18 protein-coding genes are annotated in these 16,682 nt (G+C 60.6%); 9 read left to right on the top strand and 9 right to left on the bottom strand.

All coding sequences use genetic code 11. From position 1 onward, the window contains the following. Positions 1 to 6: 6 nt before the first annotated feature. The 5 genes from ureG to LOY38_RS26715 all read right to left on the bottom strand — a co-directional run bounded on the left by ureG (position 7) and on the right by LOY38_RS26715 (position 3,393). The gene (ureG, locus tag LOY38_RS26735; protein WP_258697791.1) at positions 7 to 621 is read right to left on the bottom strand and encodes an urease accessory protein UreG; all 615 of its coding nucleotides are present in this window, start codon (positions 619 to 621) and stop codon (positions 7 to 9) included. Between the two features lie 23 nt (positions 622 to 644). Further along, a complete protein-coding gene (locus LOY38_RS26730) occupies positions 645 to 1,319 on the bottom strand; it encodes an urease accessory protein UreF (protein ID WP_258697790.1) in 675 nt (224 codons plus the stop codon). After that, positions 1,316 to 1,816: an urease accessory protein UreE gene (ureE, locus tag LOY38_RS26725; RefSeq protein ID WP_258697789.1), complete on the bottom strand. Its 501-nt coding sequence runs from the start codon at positions 1,814 to 1,816 to the stop codon at positions 1,316 to 1,318. The genes LOY38_RS26730 and ureE overlap by 4 nt, the downstream gene beginning before the upstream one ends. A 275-nt stretch (positions 1,817 to 2,091) precedes the next feature. Continuing rightward, positions 2,092 to 2,724: a TetR family transcriptional regulator gene (locus LOY38_RS26720; RefSeq protein ID WP_258697788.1), complete on the bottom strand. Its 633-nt coding sequence runs from the start codon at positions 2,722 to 2,724 to the stop codon at positions 2,092 to 2,094. Positions 2,725 to 2,880: 156 nt separating this feature from the next. Beyond that, positions 2,881 to 3,393, bottom strand: coding sequence for a hypothetical protein (locus LOY38_RS26715; protein WP_258697787.1), 513 nt, complete (start codon positions 3,391 to 3,393; stop codon positions 2,881 to 2,883). Positions 3,394 to 3,817: 424 nt separating this feature from the next. Between LOY38_RS26715 and LOY38_RS26710 the strand changes: the two genes are divergently transcribed. Further along, positions 3,818 to 5,893, top strand: a complete 2,076-nt coding sequence (locus LOY38_RS26710) for an AsmA family protein (RefSeq protein ID WP_258697786.1) — start codon at positions 3,818 to 3,820, stop codon at positions 5,891 to 5,893. A gap of 35 nt (positions 5,894 to 5,928) precedes the next feature. Here the strand turns inward: LOY38_RS26710 and LOY38_RS26705 are convergent, their stop codons facing one another. Continuing rightward, positions 5,929 to 6,885 carry a LysR substrate-binding domain-containing protein gene (locus LOY38_RS26705; RefSeq protein ID WP_258697785.1) on the bottom strand — a complete coding sequence of 319 codons (957 nt, stop codon included), beginning with the start codon at positions 6,883 to 6,885 and terminating at the stop codon, positions 5,929 to 5,931. A 109-nt stretch (positions 6,886 to 6,994) separates the two neighbouring features. On the opposite strand from LOY38_RS26705, the gene LOY38_RS26700 reads away from it, so the two are divergent. The 3 genes from LOY38_RS26700 (at position 6,995) to LOY38_RS26690 (ending at position 8,939) form a co-directional block, all read left to right on the top strand. After that, entirely contained in the window at positions 6,995 to 7,633 is a 639-nt protein-coding gene (locus LOY38_RS26700) for an FMN-dependent NADH-azoreductase (RefSeq protein ID WP_258697784.1), read from the top strand. Further along, positions 7,634 to 7,939, top strand: coding sequence for a multidrug efflux SMR transporter (locus LOY38_RS26695; RefSeq protein ID WP_258697783.1), 306 nt, complete (start codon positions 7,634 to 7,636; stop codon positions 7,937 to 7,939). A gap of 109 nt (positions 7,940 to 8,048) precedes the next feature. Next, positions 8,049 to 8,939: a triacylglycerol lipase gene (locus tag LOY38_RS26690; protein ID WP_258697782.1), complete on the top strand. Its 891-nt coding sequence runs from the start codon at positions 8,049 to 8,051 to the stop codon at positions 8,937 to 8,939. Between the two features lie 103 nt (positions 8,940 to 9,042). On the opposite strand, the gene LOY38_RS26685 is transcribed toward LOY38_RS26690, so the two are convergent. Next, positions 9,043 to 9,918, bottom strand: a complete 876-nt coding sequence (locus tag LOY38_RS26685; protein WP_258697781.1) for a DMT family transporter — start codon at positions 9,916 to 9,918, stop codon at positions 9,043 to 9,045. A gap of 98 nt (positions 9,919 to 10,016) precedes the next feature. On the opposite strand from LOY38_RS26685, the gene LOY38_RS26680 reads away from it, so the two are divergent. The 3 genes from LOY38_RS26680 (at position 10,017) to LOY38_RS26670 (ending at position 12,316) form a co-directional block, all read left to right on the top strand. Continuing rightward, positions 10,017 to 10,805, top strand: coding sequence for a helix-turn-helix transcriptional regulator (locus tag LOY38_RS26680; RefSeq protein WP_258697780.1), 789 nt, complete (start codon positions 10,017 to 10,019; stop codon positions 10,803 to 10,805). 72 nt (positions 10,806 to 10,877) lie between these two features. Further along, the gene (locus LOY38_RS26675) at positions 10,878 to 11,183 is read left to right on the top strand and encodes a PsiF family protein (protein ID WP_258697779.1); all 306 of its coding nucleotides are present in this window, start codon (positions 10,878 to 10,880) and stop codon (positions 11,181 to 11,183) included. A 119-nt stretch (positions 11,184 to 11,302) separates the two neighbouring features. Further along, the gene (locus LOY38_RS26670; protein WP_258697778.1) at positions 11,303 to 12,316 is read left to right on the top strand and encodes an AI-2E family transporter; all 1,014 of its coding nucleotides are present in this window, start codon (positions 11,303 to 11,305) and stop codon (positions 12,314 to 12,316) included. Positions 12,317 to 12,438: 122 nt separating this feature from the next. Here the strand turns inward: LOY38_RS26670 and LOY38_RS26665 are convergent, their stop codons facing one another. Continuing rightward, positions 12,439 to 13,713, bottom strand: coding sequence for an Hsp70 family protein (locus LOY38_RS26665; RefSeq protein WP_258697777.1), 1,275 nt, complete (start codon positions 13,711 to 13,713; stop codon positions 12,439 to 12,441). Positions 13,714 to 14,010: 297 nt separating this feature from the next. On the opposite strand from LOY38_RS26665, the gene LOY38_RS26660 reads away from it, so the two are divergent. Continuing rightward, on the top strand, positions 14,011 to 14,958 hold the full coding sequence (locus LOY38_RS26660; RefSeq protein ID WP_258697776.1) for a DnaJ C-terminal domain-containing protein: 948 nt from the start codon (positions 14,011 to 14,013) through the stop codon (positions 14,956 to 14,958). 24 nt (positions 14,959 to 14,982) lie between these two features. Then, on the top strand, positions 14,983 to 15,288 hold the full coding sequence (locus LOY38_RS26655; RefSeq protein ID WP_258697775.1) for a chaperone modulator CbpM: 306 nt from the start codon (positions 14,983 to 14,985) through the stop codon (positions 15,286 to 15,288). Between the two features lie 123 nt (positions 15,289 to 15,411). Here the strand turns inward: LOY38_RS26655 and LOY38_RS26650 are convergent, their stop codons facing one another. Then, positions 15,412 to 16,539 carry a sensor histidine kinase KdpD gene (locus LOY38_RS26650; RefSeq protein WP_258697774.1) on the bottom strand — a complete coding sequence of 376 codons (1,128 nt, stop codon included), beginning with the start codon at positions 16,537 to 16,539 and terminating at the stop codon, positions 15,412 to 15,414. Between the last annotated feature and the right edge of the window lie 143 nt (positions 16,540 to 16,682).

Below are 16,682 nucleotides of genomic sequence, written 5' to 3'. Positions count from 1 at the left end.
GTGTGGTCAGGCCGCAGTCAGCAGACCCTGGCGTTCGATGAAGGCGATGATCGCTTCCAGGCCCTGGCCGGTTTTCTGGTTGCTGAAGACGAACGGTTTGCCGTTACGCATGCGTTTGGTGTCGCTGTCCATCATCTCCAGCGACGCGCCCACCAGCGGCGCGAGGTCGATCTTGTTGATCACCAGCAGGTCGGATTTGCAAATCCCCGGCCCGCCCTTGCGCGGCAGCTTGTCGCCGGCCGAGACGTCGATCACGTAGATAGTGAGGTCGGACAGTTCCGGGCTGAAGGTCGCCGAGAGGTTGTCGCCACCGGACTCCACCAGAATCAGGTCCAGCCCCGGGAAGCGCCGGTTCAGTTGATCCACGGCTTCAAGGTTGATAGAGGCGTCTTCGCGGATCGCCGTGTGCGGGCAGCCGCCGGTTTCCACGCCGATGATCCGCTCCGGCGCCAGGGCTTCGTTGCGCACCAGAAAGTCGGCGTCTTCGCGAGTGTAGATGTCGTTGGTCACGACGGCGAGGTTGTAGCGTTCACGTAGAGCCAGGCACAGGGCCAGGGTCAGGGCGGTTTTGCCGGAACCGACCGGGCCGCCGATGCCGACGCGCAGAGGTTGTGCGTTCATGTGATTCTCCAAAATAAAAGGCCCTAGGAACGGAACAGACGGCTGTACTGGCGCTCATGGGCCATGCACGCCAGGGACAGGCCGAAAGCGGCGCTGCCAACGTGTTCGGGGTTGATTCGGGTGGCGTCTTGCTGCGCCTGTTGCAGCAACGGCAGCAGCTCACTGGTCAGGCGCTGGGCGGCTTGCTGGCCCAGGGGCAGGGTTTTCATCAGCACCGCCAATTGATTTTCCAGCCAGCTCCAGAGCCAGGCGGCCAGCGCATCTTGCGGGCTGATTTGCCAGGCGCGGGCCGCCAGCGCCCAGCCGAGGGCCAGATGCGGTTCGGGGCGTTGGTCGAGGAAAGCACGGGCTGGCGCATCCAGTTCCGGCAAGCCGTTGAGCAATTGCTGCAGCGAATAGCCCATCTGCCGACTTTCCTGATGCAACTCGCGGGTTTCGCGGCTGGCGCGATGCTCTTCGCAGCGTTGCAGCAACTCGTCCCAGTTTTCTTCGGACGCGGCGGTGCAATGGGCGAGTAGCAATGGTGCTTCGAAACGGGAGAGGTTCAGCAACAACTGATCGCTGATCCAGCGTCGCGCGCTGTCGGGATCGTTCACGCGGCCGTTATCCACAGCCATCTCCAAACCTTGGGAATAGCTGTAGCCGCCGATCGGCAGCTGCGGGCTGGCCAGACGCAGCAGCGCCCAGGCCGGGTTCATAAGCGCACGCCGAACTGGTGCAGTTTCGGCGGGTAGTTGAAATCCTCGTCGCCGTGTCGCGAGTGGTGGTGGCCGCCGCCGTAGGCACCGTGTTCTGGCTGGAACGGTGCTTCGATGTTTTCGGTCTTGGCGCCAAGCTGTTCAAGCATGGCCTTGAGCACGTAATCGTCGAGCAGGCGCAACCAGCCGTCGCCGACTTGCAAGGCCACATGGCGGTTGCCCAAGTGATAGGCGGCGCGGGTCAGTTCGAAGGCGTTGGCGCAGGTGACGTGCAGCAGTTGTTCGGGGCGAGCGCAAACGCGAACGACGCGCCCGTCTTCGGCTCGCAGGCATTCGCCGTCAAACAGCGGCGGCTGACCGCGCTCCAAAAACAACCCGACGTCTTCACCCTCGGCACTGAAACAGCGCAAGCGGCTTTTGCTCCGGGCTTCGAAGGTCAGGTGTAACTCGGCGGCCCAGACGGGTTGAGGGTCGATTCTGCGGTGAATCACCAGCATCGGAAGGCTTCCAGCAATAGACGATGTTGTAGCTAGAGCAAGGGGCTTGCCAATCGGGTGAGACGCGGGAAATGCCTGTCAGAGCGAAGAGGGAGACTCAGAGTGTTGCAGGGGGTTGATTGAAGTTGGTGCGAGAGGGTTTTCGGCGCACCAAAATGCGGCGCGATTAACGGTGTGGGAGGGGGCGTGCTCGCGAAGGCGGTGTGCCAGGCAACATTGATGTCGACTGACACTCCCTCTTCGCGAGCAAGCCCGCTCCCACAGGGGGGAATTGTTTACTCGGTACTGCCGAGTCCCTGCCAATGCTTCAAGCCAATAAAGATAAACCGCAACTGCTGGGTAATTTTCGCCTGCGGCGTCAGATGCTCCGGCAACGCCTGCGCTGGTGGATCGATAATGTCCGGCAAGGTCGCGAACACGCTTTTGACGATCAGATCCGCCATGACGCTCAGGCCGGCAATGTCCAGATGCTGCAGTTTCGGCATCAGCGCCAAGTCGGCCGCCAGGTCCGAGCTGATGTCTTCGCGCAAGCGGGCGATGGCCAGGCGCACCGGCAGCGAACCGCCGTACTGCTCGCGGGCCAGAAACAGGAATTGCGAACGATTGGCCGTGACCACATCGAGAAAGATCCGCACCGAGGCATCGATGATGCCGCCCATGACGAACTCGTTATGGCGCACCAGGCGGATGGTTTCGCGGAAGGTCTGACCGACTTCGCTCACCAGCGCCAGGCCCAGCTCATCCATGTCGGCGAAATGCCGGTAGAAACCGGTGGGGACGATCCCGGCGGTTCTGGTGACTTCCCGCAGGCTCAGGCTGCCGAATCCTCGGCCGCTTTCCATCAGGTGGCGGGCAGCGTCCATCAGGGCGTTGCGGGTCTGTTGTTTCTGTTCGGCGCGGGGCAGCATCGCAAGAGTGTTTTCTGGACAGGGACAGCGGCGCACTCTAGCAAATCGGCTTCGCTGGCGTCGAACGACTATCGGGGGATAACGCGGGGAAATTCGGCTTCTATAAAGTCAAAAGCCCAATCCGGGGATTGGGCTTTTTTCAGGGCCACCATGGGCTTAGCTCACAGCGCTGTTGCGTTCGATCACACGGTCACCACCGCCTTCAGCCAGGGTTTGGCCTTTTGGGGTGCGATCGGTACCGTCAGCAGCCAGGGTTTGGCCTTGTGGGGTACGGTCGGTACCGTCAGCGGCCAGGGTTTGGCCTTGTGGGGTGCGATCGGTACCGTCAGCGGCCAGGGTTTGGCCTTGTGGGGTACGGTCGGTACCGTCAGCGGCCAGGGTTTGGCCTTGTGGGGTGCGGTCGGTACCGTCAGCGGCCAGGGTTTGGCCTTGTGGGGTGCGATCGGTACCGTCAGCGGCCAGGGTTTGACCTTGTGGGGTACGGCCTGAGCCATCTTGAGTGATCAGGCCTTTTTCTTTCAGGCGATCATTACCGCCTTCGGCAACGGTTTGGCTGAACACCGAGTGGCTGTCTTTGACTTGTGGAGTGGCCTGATCAGCGGCCGGCAGAGCAAAAGCGGTGCTGGCTAACATCGAGAGGGTCAGGCTAAGCAGTAATTCGCGTTTCATGATGAGTTGCTCCTTGGGAGGGCGATAAAGTGGGTACGAGGGCAATGCTACTCTCGATAAGTCGATGTAAAAGTTCATAAACGCAATGGTAATAATCAACGGAATTGATTGTTTAGCCGAAAGGCTCTAGGACGGGCGTTTCCGGCGAGCGTTTTTGCACTGAGGTGGGTGGTTTCGACTCATTTTCGCCTCGCAAAAGTGCGGGGTCGGTAACGCTAAAAATGAGGGGGCGGGACCCATGCCTGTCGGTAAACGCGACCTCTGTGGGAGCGGGGGGGGACGGCTATTTGCGTTCGAATCGGCCTGCGGATTAAACCTGCGGGCCATTTTCCAGTCGTAGATTTCATGGCAGGCCGGTTCTGGCCTAACGTTTCATAGGTGCGTCGCTGTCCGGGCGCTCAGTCGTATTCAGGAGCCCTGTGCAATGACGCGCACTCGTAAAATGTTTGCCTGGACCTTCGCCAGCCTCGTTGTCCTGCTGGCCGTTCTGGTACTGATCATCGCGTTCTTCGATTGGAACCGGATCAAGCCGCCCCTGAACGCCAAAGTGTCCGAAGAACTGCATCGTCCGTTCGCCATCAATGGCAACCTCGCGGTGGTCTGGCAGCGCGAGCCCGACGAGGGCGGCTGGCGGGCCTGGGTGCCGTGGCCACATGTGGTGGCCGAGGACCTGAGCCTGGGCAGCCCGGACTGGTCGAAGCGACCGCAGATGGCCACCCTCAAGCGCGTAGAACTGCGCATCTCGCCGCTGGCCTTGCTGACGCAGCGGGTGGTGATCCCGCGCATCGATTTGACCGAGCCCAATGCCGACCTGCAGCGTCTGGCCGACGGCCGCGCCAACTGGACGTTCAAGTTCGATCCCAAGGACCCGAACGCCGAGCCTTCACACTGGGCGCTGGACATTGGTGCCATCGGCTTCGACAAGAGCCATGTCACGCTCGACGACCAGAGCCTGAAAACCCGCCTCGACTTGCTTATCGATCCGCTGGGCAAGCCGATTCCGTTCAGTGACATCGTCGGCGACAAAGCGGCGAAAACCGCGCTTGAGAAGGGCGGTTCGCCGCAGGATTACGCGTTCGCGTTGAAGGTCAAAGGCCAATACCACGGCCAGAATCTGGCCGGCCAAGGCAAAATCGGGGGGTTGCTGGCCTTACAGGATGCCACCAGGCCGTTCCCGCTTCAGGCGCAAGTGAAAATCGCCGACACCAGCGTCGAGCTGGCCGGCACGCTCACCGATCCATTGAACCTCGGCGCCCTGGATTTGCGCTTGAAACTGGCCGGTGCCAGCCTGGGCAATCTCTATTCGCTGATCGGCGTGACGCTCCCGGATACTCCGCCGTACGCCACCGACGGGCACTTGACCGCCAAGCTGCATGAACCGGGCGGGGCGGTGTACCGTTATGAGGACTTCAACGGCAAGATCGGCGAGAGTGACATCCACGGCAACCTGGCTTATGTCGCGAGCCAGCCAAGGCCCAAGCTCAGCGGGGCGCTGGTGTCCAATCAACTGCTGTTTAGCGACCTGGCCCCGCTGATCGGCGCCGACTCCAATGCCAAGCAAACGGCCCGTGGCGGTGAAAGCAAGCAGCCGACAGACAAGGTGCTGCCGGTCGAAGAGTTCAAGACCGAACGCTGGCGCGCCATGGATGCCGACGTTGAGTTCACCGGCAAGCGCATTGTTCACAACGAAAAACTGCCGTTCAACGATCTCTACACTCATCTAGTGCTGACGGATGGCGTGCTCAGCCTCGAACCCCTGCGTTTCGGTGTGGCCGGCGGCAACCTGGATGCGCAGATTCGTCTGAACGGACGTACCGAGCCCTTGGAAGGCCAGGCCAAACTGACCGCGCGCAAGTTCAAGCTCGAGCAGCTATTTCCCACCTTTGATCTGATGAAAACCAGTTTCGGTGAACTCAATGGCGACGCCGACCTTACCGGACGGGGCAACTCGGTGGCCAAATTGCTGGGCACTGCCGATGGCAATCTGAAAATGCTGATCAATGATGGCGCGATCAGCCGCGAATTGATGGAACTGGCGGGATTGAACGTCGGCAACTATGTGGTCGGCAAAATCTTTGGCGACAAGGAAGTGAGGATCAACTGCGCGGCGGCCGATTTCGACATCAAGAGTGGGCTGGCGACCACGCGGCTGTTCGTCTTCGATACCGAGAACGCGATCGTCTACATCGATGGCACGGCGAACATGGCGACCGAGCAACTGGACCTCACCATCAGCCCGGAATCCAAGGGTTGGCGTTTGATTTCGCTGCGTTCGCCGCTGTATGTGCGGGGCAAATTCATCAAGCCGGATGCGGGTGTGAAAGCGGTGCCATTGATGTTGCGTGGGGCGGGGATGGTGGCATTGGGTGTGATTGCCGCGCCAGCGGCGGGCTTGCTGGCGCTGATAGCGCCCAGCGCGGGTGAGCCCAATCAATGTGCGCCGTTGCTGGAGCAGATGAAGGCCGGGAAGGCGCCGGTGACGGTTAAGCCAACCCGGTAATCCGTTGGCGTCTGTTATGACGCTTTCGCAGGCTCCTACAGGGAAATGAGTTCTCCTGTAGGCGCTGCCGCAGGCTGCGATCTTGGCAATAGACCCGACAACCGAGCTTCCTCCTGCAACCACGCAAAGAATGCCCGCACTGGCGGATGCCGTTCACGGCCCGGCACGCATAGCGCGCTGTATCCGGCCCCGTCGACCTGAATGCCACCCCGATAAGCCACCAGCAAACCGCTGGCCACACTTTCCGACACCAGAATATTGCTCGCCAGCACCAGACCTTGCCCGGCGATGGCGGCTTGCAGCGCGTAATGCTCTTCGTCGTATTCACGCACCGCCGGTTGCCCGGCCAGCCAGGTTTCGCCGGACTGCGCGCACCAGGCCTCCCAGCCGTGGGCGTAAAGCTTGGAGTTGTGCCAGCGCACGCTGATCAGGGTCGGTACCCGACTGGCTGCCAGGGCCACTTGTTCAGGCGAGCCATAGACCCCGAAGGATTCGTCGAACAGGCACAGCCCATACAGGTTCGGGTAATCGTCGAGGCTGTAACGCACCACCAGATCGACACTGGCGTCCTGATGCAAATCGATGACTTCGCAGTGAGTGTCCAGCCGCAGGCTGATGTTCGGATGGCGGGCGTAAAACCGGCCCAGCCTTGGCACCAGCCAGAGGGCCGCGAAGGCGGCCGTGGTGGAGACCGTCAGGCTCGTGCCGCTGCGTTGCGGGCGCAAGGTATCGACACTTTGCGCCACTTCCAGCAGGGCGCCGTGCAGGCTGCGGAACAGCCGTTCGCCGCTCTCGGTGAGGCGCACCTGCCGTGGCAGTCGTTCGAACAGCGGCACGCCGAGCCAGTTTTCCAGGGAGCGGATCTGGTGGGAAACCGCCGTCGGCGTCACGGAGAGCTCTTCGGCGGCGGCCTTGAAACTCAGCAGGCGCGAGGCGGATTCGAAGGCCCGTAGGGCGGTCAGCGGTAACGAGGCAAACATTTGAAACTTCATGGATGAAATGGATTCATCCAAACTGATTTTTGCTCATTTGAATAGACGCGGCCGCCAGCTTCAAGCTGCGAGCCACAAACAGTTTGAGTTTAGTCTTCAGGAGATTCAGATGAGCAGAATTCTTGCCATTCACGCCAGCCCCCGTGGCGACCGTTCTCACTCCCGGCGTTTGGCCGAGGTATTTCTTTGCGCCTGGCAGGTCCGCCACCCACAGTCGCAACTGACTCGCCGTGAAGTCGGTCGGGCGTTGATTCCACCCGTCAACGAAGCCTTCGTAGCGGCCGCTTTTCATCCAGAGCCGCAAGCGCGACCGCTGTCGATGCAGGCCGACCTGGCACTCAGCGATGAATTGGTGGGGGAGTTACTCGGCCATGATCTATTGGTGATTTCCACACCGATGTACAACTTCAGCGTGCCCAGCGGCCTCAAGGCCTGGATCGACCAGATTGTGCGGCTCGGGCTGACGTTCAATCACACCCTGGACAACGGCGTCGCTCAGTACGAACCCCTGGTGCGAGGCAAGAAAGCGTTGATCGTCACCAGTCGCGGCGGATTCGGCTTCGGGCCGGGTGGTGAGCTGGAAGCGATGAACCATGCCGATCCGTTGCTGCGCACGGCGCTGGGGTTCATCGGCATCACCGACATTACGGTTGTCGCCGCCGAGGGCGAAGAGTCTGCCGAGCGTACTTTCCAGGTTTCCGTGGCCGAGGCCGAGCAGCGTTTGCTGGCGATGGCCAGGGAGTTGTAGATGGCCTGGCTGTTCTTGCTGATCGCCGCCGGGTTCGAAGTCACCTTCGCCATGGGCATGAAGTACGCCGAAGGCTTCTCCCGGCTTTGGCCCTCGGTGATCACCGTGGTGGCCGCGGTGGGCGGGATTTATTTTCTGACGCTGGCCATGCGCGAGTTGCCGGTGAGCATCGCCTACCCGATCTGGACTGCCATCGGTTCGCTGGGCACGGTGTTCCTCGGTTTTGCGCTACTCGGTGAAAGCCTGACCATGCTCAAGCTGGTGTCGGTCGGGCTGATTGTGGCAGGCGTGGCAGGGTTGAAGTAGGGTGGCTGTCATAGACGGGTCGTCGAGTTGTCATCTTGGGTGACGATGCTTGGCTGATGCCTTGCATCCAGCCTTGCTTCATCTCACCGCTCACAAGGATTGTTCATCCATGTCGCAAGGTTCCGCCACGCGTTACCCGTTGGTGCTGGTCCCGGGGATGCTCGGGTTTATCCGTCTGCTGCTCTACCCCTATTGGTACGGCATTATTTCGGCGTTGCGCCGGGATGGGGCGACCGTGATCGCGGTGCAGGTCTCGCCGCTCAATTCCACGGAGGTACGCGGCGAGCAATTGCTGGCACGGATCGAGGAGATTCTGCGCGAAACCGGAGCCGGGAAGGTCAATCTGATCGGCCATAGCCAAGGCTCGTTGACCGCCCGTTATGCCGCGGCAAAACGCCCGGACCAGGTGGCGTCGGTGACCTCGGTGGCCGGCCCCAACCATGGCTCGGAGTTGGCGGACTACCTACATGAAAATTATCCGGCTGACAGCGCCAAAGGCCGGCTGCTCAGCTTTTTGCTGTGGCTGATCAGCGCGTTGATGTGCCTGCTGGAAACCGGTTATCGGGGGCCGAGACTGCCGGTGGATATCCCGGCTTCGCACCAATCGCTGACCACGGCAGGCGTGGCGCTGTTCAATCAGCGTTATCCACAGGGGTTGCCTGACACTTGGGGCGGGCAGGGGCCGGAAGAGGTTAACGGCGTGCGTTATTACTCCTGGTCCGGGACTTTACAACCGGGCAAGACCGATCGCGGGTGCAACCTGTTCGACGGGACCAATCGCAGTTGCCGGTTGTTTGCCACAACCTTTGTGCGTGAAGCGGGGCATTGTGACGGGATGGTCGGGCGTTACAGCTCGCATCTGGGGACGGTGATTGGTGATGAATACCCGATGGATCACTTCGATATCGTCAACCAGTCGCTGGGGTTGGTGGGCAAGGGCGCAGAGCCGGTGCGGTTGTTTGTCGAACATGCGGCGAGGTTGAAGGCGGCCGGGGTTTAGCCCCTTGTGGCGAGGGAGCTTGCTCCCGTTGGGCTGCGAAGCAGCCCCATATATTGCGACCGCTTTGCGCTCGAGCGGGAGCAAGCTCCCTCGCCACAAATGGTTACGCACGCCCCAGCACGGTGGTCCACCGCTCCGACAAAATCACCCCACCCAACGTCAACACCCCACCCACCAAGTGATACAGCGCCAACTGCTCATGCAGCACCACCGCCGCAATCAGCGCCGTAATCAACGGCAGCAAATTGAAAAACAGCGTGGTCCGGCTCGGCCCCAGGCGCACCACGGCCTGCATCCACGCCAGCGGCGCAAGCATCGAGGCCAGCAGGCACGCGTAAAGCACCAGTGGAATGTTGTGCAGGGTCGGGCCGATTTTCGGTGAAGCAAGAAACAACGGAAACAGCACCACCACCGCGACCAGCACCTGCAAATACAGCAACACCAGCGGCGGCAAACGCAGCTGCCATTTTTTCAACAGGGTGCTGTAAACCGCATAAGCCAGCGTGGCGATCAGCATCATCGCGTCGCCCAGGTTCACCCCATGCTCCAGCAATGCGCCGAGGCTGCCGGACGACACCACCACCAAAACACCGGCAAACGACAACACCGCACCGGCCAGTGCGCCGGCGGTCAGGCGTTGGCCGAGGCTGACCATCGCCATGGCCAGCGACATCAACGGCATCAGCGACAGAATGATCCCCATGTTGGTGGCCGACGTCAGCGTCGCGGCGAAGTAGGCCAGGCTCTGATAAACCGCCATGCCGAGCACACCAAGGATGAAAATCCTGCCCAGGTTCGGGCGGATCGCCGGCCAGTGGCTAATCACCGGTTTAAGCATGAAAGGCGTGAACAGAATCCCGGCCAGCAGCCAGCGGTAGAAACCGATTTCGGCGGGGAAGATCGCGCCGACCGCGAGTTTATTGATCACGGTGTTGCCGGCCCAAATGAAAATGGCCAGCAGGGGATAAGCGTATTGCATCGGAAAAAAGCCAGAATGTTAATGAAGGGGGATTATCCGTCTGTCTGTATCAAAGCCTATACTGCAATCCAGACAACCTGCCTCTGATTCCGGACAGCATGAACAGCAAACACATCGATCTGCTGGATTTCAGCGAACTGCCGTCAGCAGTGTATTTCCGCTACGCCGACTTCAACGCCCACGAATACGCCGCGCCTCACCGGCATCCGTGGGGCACGCTGGAGTACGCGGCCCATGGTGTGTTGCACATGGATGTCGACGGCAGCCGTTTCATGTCGCCGCCGCAATACGCGGTGTGGGTGCCGCCCGGGACCGAGCACAGTTTCTATAGCAATCAGCCGATCAACTATCGCGCGGTCTGCCTGGCGCCGATGCTGTGCCGTGATCTGCCGCAGCAGGCCTGCACCCTGGCGATCAGCGACATTCTCAAGGCGATCCTGAAAGACTTCGCCGCCCGCGATGTGAAAATTCCCGAGCACGACGCGGACAAGCGTCTGGCTCAAGTGCTGGTGGACCAACTGCAACAGGCGCCGATGCAAGAGTGTTACTTGCCCTACGCCAGCAACCCCGGGTTACTCGGTATTCTGCAAGCCCTGCAGGCCGCCCCCGGAGACAACCGACCATTGGCGGATTGGGCCGCGAACATTCATGTCAGCGAGCGCACGCTGGCGCGGCAGTTTGTCCGTGAATTGGGCATGAGCTTCGGGGAGTGGCGGCAACGGTTGCGGTTTCTGGCAGCGATCGAAGCGCTGGACAGCCACCGTCACATTCAGGAAATCGCCTTCGACATGGGTTACAGCACCGGCTCGGCGTTTATCGCGATGTTTCAGCGCCAGGCCGGGTGTACGCCGGAACAGTATCGACGCAGCCACCTCGATAGCAGGTGAACGTGTAACAGGCTTTGTCTACACTTCAGAGCGAGGCCGCACCCATCGGTGCGGTAACAAGGAGAAAACTCCATGAAGATGTTGCGTGCCCCGTTGTTGTTGATCGGTTTGTTGCTCTGCTCCCAGGGTTTCGCCGCCACTGCCCAACAGAACAAGATGACCACCTGCAATGCCGACGCTACCGCCAAGAGCCTCAAGGGCGACGAGCGCAAAGTCTTCATGAGCACTTGCCTCAAAGCCGCGCCGGCCGCCGATGCCGCCAAACCCATGACACCTCAACAGGAAAAGATGAAAACCTGTAACGCCGATGCCACAACCAAGGCCCTGAAGGGCGATGCGCGCAAAGCGTTCATGAGCGAGTGCCTGAAGAAAAAATAAGCAGGGAGGTCAGATCGGGACGCTTTGTGGCCGGTAAGGTCGACCGATACAATCCCTAGTGCTCGCCCCGGAACGCTGGCAGACTGCCAATCCTTTTACGTCGTTCGTTTTGAGGCTGTATGTCAGCGTTTTCTCAGCGTCACGTTCTGTTGCTCATCAGTTGGGTCATCATTTTTGGCGGTTTGCTGCTGGTGATCCCTCTGCGATTGCTGCCCAGTCTGCTGGCCGGGTTGTTGGTGTTCGAACTAGTCAACATGCTCACGCCGCAGTTGCAGCGGCTGATCGAAGGTCGGCGTGCGCGCTGGCTGGCGGTGGCGTTGCTGGGGACATTGGTGGTCAGTGTGCTGGCACTGATCTTTGCCGGTGCGATCAGTTTTCTGTTGCACGAGGCGGAAAACCCCGGCGCTTCTCTCGACAAATTCATGGTCGTGGTCGACCGCGCACGCGGGCAGTTACCGCCGTTCATCGACGCTTATTTGCCGGCCAGTGCCGCCGAGTTCCGGGTGGCCATCGGCGAGTGGATGAGCAAGCATCTCAGCGACTTGCAACTGGTGGGCAAGGACGCGGCGCACATGTTCGTGACGTTGCTGATCGGTATGGTGCTGGGGGCGATCATCGCCTTGCAGCGCGTGCCGGACGTGACCAAGCGCAAACCCTTGGCCGCGGCGCTGTTCGACCGTTTGCACCTGTTGGTCCAGGCGTTTCGCAACATCGTATTCGCACAGATCAAGATTTCGCTGCTCAACACCTTTTTCACCGGGATTTTCCTCGCGGTGATCCTGCCGATGTTCGGGATCAAGCTGCCACTGACCAAAACCCTGATCGTGCTGACCTTCCTGCTCGGCCTGCTGCCGGTGATCGGCAACCTGATGTCGAACACCTTGATCACCATCGTCGGCTTGTCGCTGTCGATCTGGGTGGCGGTGGCGGCACTGGGTTATTTGATCTTTATCCACAAGCTCGAATACTTCCTCAACGCACGCATTGTCGGGGGGCAGATCAGTGCCAAGTCGTGGGAGTTGCTGCTGGCGATGCTGGTGTTCGAAGCCGCGTTCGGCCTGCCGGGGGTGGTGGCGGGGCCGATTTACTACGCGTATCTGAAGAGTGAGTTGAAGCTGGCGGGGATGGTGTAACCCCGCCCGATCGTTCCCACGCTCTGCGTGGGAATGCATCCCGTGACGCTCCGCGTCACAGCCTCAACAGCGGACGCAGAGCGTCCATGGCGGCATTCCCACGCAGAGCGTGGGAACGATCATTATGCGAGGGTGCCGTAACGCTTCATCGCCTCGATCGCCAACCCGCTACCGATGCTGCCGAAGATGTTCCCTTCCACATGCTGCGCGTTCGGCAACATCGCCGAGATGCTGTTGCGCAGCGCCGGAATCCCGCTCGAACCGCCGGTGAAGAACACCGTATCCACCTGATCGACCCGTACATTGGCGTCGTTCAGCAATTGGGTCACGCTGTTGCGCACCCGCTCCAGCAAGTTGTCGATGGCCGATTCGAACAGCGCTCGGGTCAGTTCCACGCTCAAACCGGACTCGATGCGATCCAGCGGCACATGGCGGCTGTCGGCGTGGGTCAGCTGGATCTTGGTTTCTTCCACTTCCATGGCCAGCCAGTGGCCGGCGCGCTGGTCGATCAGCTTGAACAGGCGATCGATGCCGCCAGTGTCTTCGATGTCGTAACGCATGCTGCCCAGGGCCAGGGTCGACTTCTGCGAGTACACCGAGTTGATGGTGTGCCAGGTCGCCAGGTTCATGTGGTGGCTGGTGGGCATGTAGGCGCCGCTCTTCATCCGGCTACCGTAGCCGAACAGCGGCATCAGGCCTTGCAGGCTCAGCTGCTTGTCGAAATCGGTCCCGCCGATGTGCACGCCGCCGGTGGCGAGGATGTCGTCGTGACGGTTGTCGTGGTTGCGGCGCTCAGGCGACAGGCGCACCAGCGAGAAGTCCGACGTACCACCGCCGATGTCGACGATCAGTACCAGCTCTTCCTTTTCGATGGTCGACTCGTAGTCGAACGCCGCTGCAATAGGCTCGTACTGGAACGAGACGTCCTTGAAGCCGATGGCGCGTGCTACATCCACCAGGGTGTTTTCTGCTTCCTGGTCGGCCAGTTCGTCGTCATCGACGAAGAACACTGGGCGGCCCAGCACCACTTCCTCGAACTCCCGACCGGCGGCGGCTTCGGCGCGCTTTTTCAGCTGACCGATGAACAGCCCGAGCAGGTCCTTGAACGGCATCGCCGTGCCGAGGACGCTGGTGTCGTGCTTGATCAGCTTGGAGCCCAGCAGGCTCTTGAGCGAGCGCATCAGCCGGCCTTCGTAACCTTCCAGGTACTCGTGCAGCGCCAGTCGGCCGTACACCGGGCGGCGTTCTTCCATATTGAAGAAGACCACCGAGGGCAGGGTGATCTTGTCGTCCTCCAGCGCGATCAGCGTTTCCATGCCGGGGCGCAGCCAGCCGACGGTGGAGTTGGACGTGCCGAAGTCGATACCACAGGCACGGGCTGGAGATGCGTTTTTCATGTCTTTCAAGTTCCGGTTAAAAAACGGCCGCGCAGTGTATGCCAGTGCGGCGAAGATTCGAAGGCCGACTATCTGTTAAATCGCAGCGGTCAGCGCTTGAAAGATGGTCCATCACCCCCAAACTTCCCTGCATAGACTTGGCAACCCTTGGGGCGACTGCAAGAACCGCGCCCCGCTGCCGATAAACTTCTGATGCGCTGCCCGGTCACAAAGTTGAGATTGGTCAATCCAGACGCTGCAAACAAGAGCATGCTGTACCGAGCTGCGCGATTTCGATAATGGATGGTGATTCCCTCGATGGACTTCAAAGACTATTACAAGATTCTCGGTGTGGAACCGACCGCGGACGATAAGGCGATCAAGGCCGCCTATCGAAAGCTGGCGCGTAAATACCACCCCGACGTCAGCAAGGAAAAGGATGCCGAGGCCAAATTCAAGGACGCGTCGGAAGCCTATGAAGCGCTGAAAAGCGCCGACAAGCGCGCCGAATACGACGACTTGCGCAAATACGGCCACCACGGCCAGCCCTTTCAGGGCCCGCCGGGTTGGCAGAGCCGCGGTGGTTTCGGTGGTGGTGGTCAGGACACGGGCGATTTCTCGGACTTCTTCAGTTCGATCTTCGGCAACCGTGGTCCGGGTTTCAATGGTGGTGGACGGTCGGGCCATAGCGCCGGACGTCGAGGGCAAGACGTGGAAATGGAATTACCGGTTTTTCTGGAAGAAACCCTCTCGACCGAATCGAAGAAGGTCAGCTTCCAGGTACCGCAGTACAACGCTGCCGGCCAGCATGTCAGCAACACCAGCAAAAGCCTGAACGTGAAGATCCCTGCCGGCGTAGCCGACGGCGAGCGCATCCGCCTCAAGGGCCAGGGGGCTCCGGGCATTGGCGGCGGGGTCAATGGCGACCTGTACCTGACCATTCGTTTTGCGCCGCACCCTAAATTCGATGTCGAAGGCGAGAACCTGATCATCACCTTGCCGCTGGCACCGTGGGAGCTGGCGCTGGGGACCGAAGTCGCGGTGCCGACCCTGACCGGCAAGATCAACCTCAAGGTCCCGGCCGGCAGCCAAAATGGCCAGCGCATGCGCGCCAAGGGCCACGGTTTGCTGCACAAGGCCGGCCACCGTGGCTACCTGTTCGTGCAGCTCAAGGCGGTGATGCCGAAAAAGCTCGACCATGACGTCAAAGAGTTGTGGGAGGAGTTGGCGAAAAAAGCCGCTTTCGATCCACGAGAGAACTTTTGATTCAAAGATAAGGAGTAGCCAATCATGAGCGACCCCGTGATCGTTCTATTGGACCTGGCAGAATTTTGCGAGGCGACCGAACTGTCGGACGTGCACGTGATCGAGATCGTCGAACACGGCATCCTTGAACCTCAGGGAGCCTTGCCCAAGGATTGGCGCTTCACCGATTATGAGCTGGCACTGGCCAAGCGCGCCGCCAAGCTGCGGCGCGATCTGGAGCTGGAATGGGAAGGCGTTGCCCTGGCGCTGGACCTGCTTGAAGAGGTCCGGCAACTGCGGGCCGAGAACCGCATGCTCAGGCAGCGGTTGGGGCGGCTGCTGATCGAATAATCGTTCTGTGTTTTTGTATTGCCTTTGAGGACGCTTTCGCGAGCAAGCCCGCTCCCACATTCGATCGCATTCCCCTGTGGGAGCGGGCTTGCTCGCGAAGAACGACAACGCGGTCTTCCTGCCTCACACCTTCCTGGGCAACACCACGGTAAACAGCGTGCCATCGGTCTCATTGGAACTGACCTCGATCGTCCCTTGATGCGCTTCAACCACTTCCTTGACGATGAACAGTCCCAGACCGAGGCTGGTGGTCGGCCCGCCGAGTTCTTCGTCGGCACTGCGTACCAGCGGATCGAAGATCGTGTCGATCGCCTCGGGCGGAATCGGCGTGCCGTCGTTATGCACTGTGAGCCGAACACTGTCCGCTTCGCCCCTGAGGGTCAGTTTGACCGCGCTGTGGTTCGAACCGTGCTGCAATGCGTTGCCGATCAGATTTTGCAGCATTTGATTGAGCCTTCGGCCATCCCACACACCTTGGGCATCGCCTTCGACGTTCAGTGTCGGATCGCATTGCGGACGAGCGGCGTAGGCTTGGGCAATCGCGTCACGCGTCGCATCGGCAAGATCCATGGGCACCGGTTCGATCGGCAGGCGCTTGCCCAGGCGACTGCGGACCAGCTCGAGCAAATCGCTGACCATCACCGCCATGTGGCGGGTGCCACGTTTGATGTGGAGCGCACAGGTCAATGCGTCGCCCTCAAGGGTGGTTTTGCGCATCAGCATTTCGGTGGACATGCTCACCGCTTGCAGCGGTGCGCGCAGGTCATGGCCGAGGATCGCCAGAAAGATGTCCCGGGAACGATTGACCTGCTCGGCATACGCCGCGGTGGATTCGGCCAGGGCTTCGTCGATGGCTTCGTTGAAACGGATCATGTCCTGGAAATAGGCCAGATCCGGCGAGTCCAGGCTGTTGACCCACAAGCGGATCACACAGGCGCGCAGATGGCGGAACTCCGAGGTCATCTGCACCAGGTCGAAACCCACGGTATGCCGCAGCTCGCCATGGTTGGCACCGGCTTCGTCCAGGCTCGGGGTTTTTTCCGGACCTTCGCCCCTGGCTTTTGCCAGTTGTTCACTGGCGGACTGAGGCTTGTTCATGTCCCGTGTGGCGGCCAGCAGGATCGCTTTTGCATGATCGCGCAGAGCCATGCTGTCCATGTTTTCGGCGGCGGGGGTAATGGTTTTGGCGAATTGCTCCCATTCATCGACGATACGGTCTACGTTCTGAACGATGAAATCACTGAGGCGCATGGGCGATTACCTGTGGAGCAAAGGGCGGGAGTCGCATCTTAGCCCCATATCAGTCGAGCGAATGCTCAAGCAGATGTGCGGGAGCTGTATGCATCTGTGGCGAGGGGGCTTGCCTTAATGCCAGTCAGTCAAGCCGCGGAGCC

Origin of the sequence: Pseudomonas sp. B21-015 (assembly GCF_024749285.1) — a bacterium.
In the GTDB taxonomy this organism is placed as follows: Bacteria; Pseudomonadota; Gammaproteobacteria; order Pseudomonadales; family Pseudomonadaceae; genus Aquipseudomonas.
The sequence above is the reverse complement of the archived record's forward strand: the minus strand, read 5'-3'. Positions and strand labels throughout refer to the sequence as shown.

What these genes read in the sequence shown, in the direction of transcription:
- LOY38_RS26700 (WP_258697784.1), top strand. Translation starts at nt 6,995, where the DNA reads ATGAGCAGAATTCTTGCCATTCACGCCAGCCCCCGTGGCGACCGTTCT.
- LOY38_RS26650 (WP_258697774.1), bottom strand. Translation starts at nt 16,539, where the DNA reads ATGCGCCTCAGTGATTTCATCGTTCAGAACGTAGACCGTATCGTCGAT.
- LOY38_RS26695 (WP_258697783.1), top strand. Translation starts at nt 7,634, where the DNA reads ATGGCCTGGCTGTTCTTGCTGATCGCCGCCGGGTTCGAAGTCACCTTC.
- LOY38_RS26675 (WP_258697779.1), top strand. Translation starts at nt 10,878, where the DNA reads ATGAAGATGTTGCGTGCCCCGTTGTTGTTGATCGGTTTGTTGCTCTGC.
- LOY38_RS26680 (WP_258697780.1), top strand. Translation starts at nt 10,017, where the DNA reads ATGAACAGCAAACACATCGATCTGCTGGATTTCAGCGAACTGCCGTCA.
- LOY38_RS26705 (WP_258697785.1), bottom strand. Translation starts at nt 6,885, where the DNA reads ATGAAGTTTCAAATGTTTGCCTCGTTACCGCTGACCGCCCTACGGGCC.
- ureE (WP_258697789.1), bottom strand. Translation starts at nt 1,816, where the DNA reads ATGCTGGTGATTCACCGCAGAATCGACCCTCAACCCGTCTGGGCCGCC.
- LOY38_RS26660 (WP_258697776.1), top strand. Translation starts at nt 14,011, where the DNA reads ATGGACTTCAAAGACTATTACAAGATTCTCGGTGTGGAACCGACCGCG.
- LOY38_RS26665 (WP_258697777.1), bottom strand. Translation starts at nt 13,713, where the DNA reads ATGAAAAACGCATCTCCAGCCCGTGCCTGTGGTATCGACTTCGGCACG.
- LOY38_RS26655 (WP_258697775.1), top strand. Translation starts at nt 14,983, where the DNA reads ATGAGCGACCCCGTGATCGTTCTATTGGACCTGGCAGAATTTTGCGAG.
- ureG (WP_258697791.1), bottom strand. Translation starts at nt 621, where the DNA reads ATGAACGCACAACCTCTGCGCGTCGGCATCGGCGGCCCGGTCGGTTCC.
- LOY38_RS26710 (WP_258697786.1), top strand. Translation starts at nt 3,818, where the DNA reads ATGACGCGCACTCGTAAAATGTTTGCCTGGACCTTCGCCAGCCTCGTT.
- LOY38_RS26690 (WP_258697782.1), top strand. Translation starts at nt 8,049, where the DNA reads ATGTCGCAAGGTTCCGCCACGCGTTACCCGTTGGTGCTGGTCCCGGGG.
- LOY38_RS26685 (WP_258697781.1), bottom strand. Translation starts at nt 9,918, where the DNA reads ATGCAATACGCTTATCCCCTGCTGGCCATTTTCATTTGGGCCGGCAAC.
- LOY38_RS26670 (WP_258697778.1), top strand. Translation starts at nt 11,303, where the DNA reads ATGTCAGCGTTTTCTCAGCGTCACGTTCTGTTGCTCATCAGTTGGGTC.
- LOY38_RS26730 (WP_258697790.1), bottom strand. Translation starts at nt 1,319, where the DNA reads ATGAACCCGGCCTGGGCGCTGCTGCGTCTGGCCAGCCCGCAGCTGCCG.
- LOY38_RS26715 (WP_258697787.1), bottom strand. Translation starts at nt 3,393, where the DNA reads ATGAAACGCGAATTACTGCTTAGCCTGACCCTCTCGATGTTAGCCAGC.
- LOY38_RS26720 (WP_258697788.1), bottom strand. Translation starts at nt 2,724, where the DNA reads ATGCTGCCCCGCGCCGAACAGAAACAACAGACCCGCAACGCCCTGATG.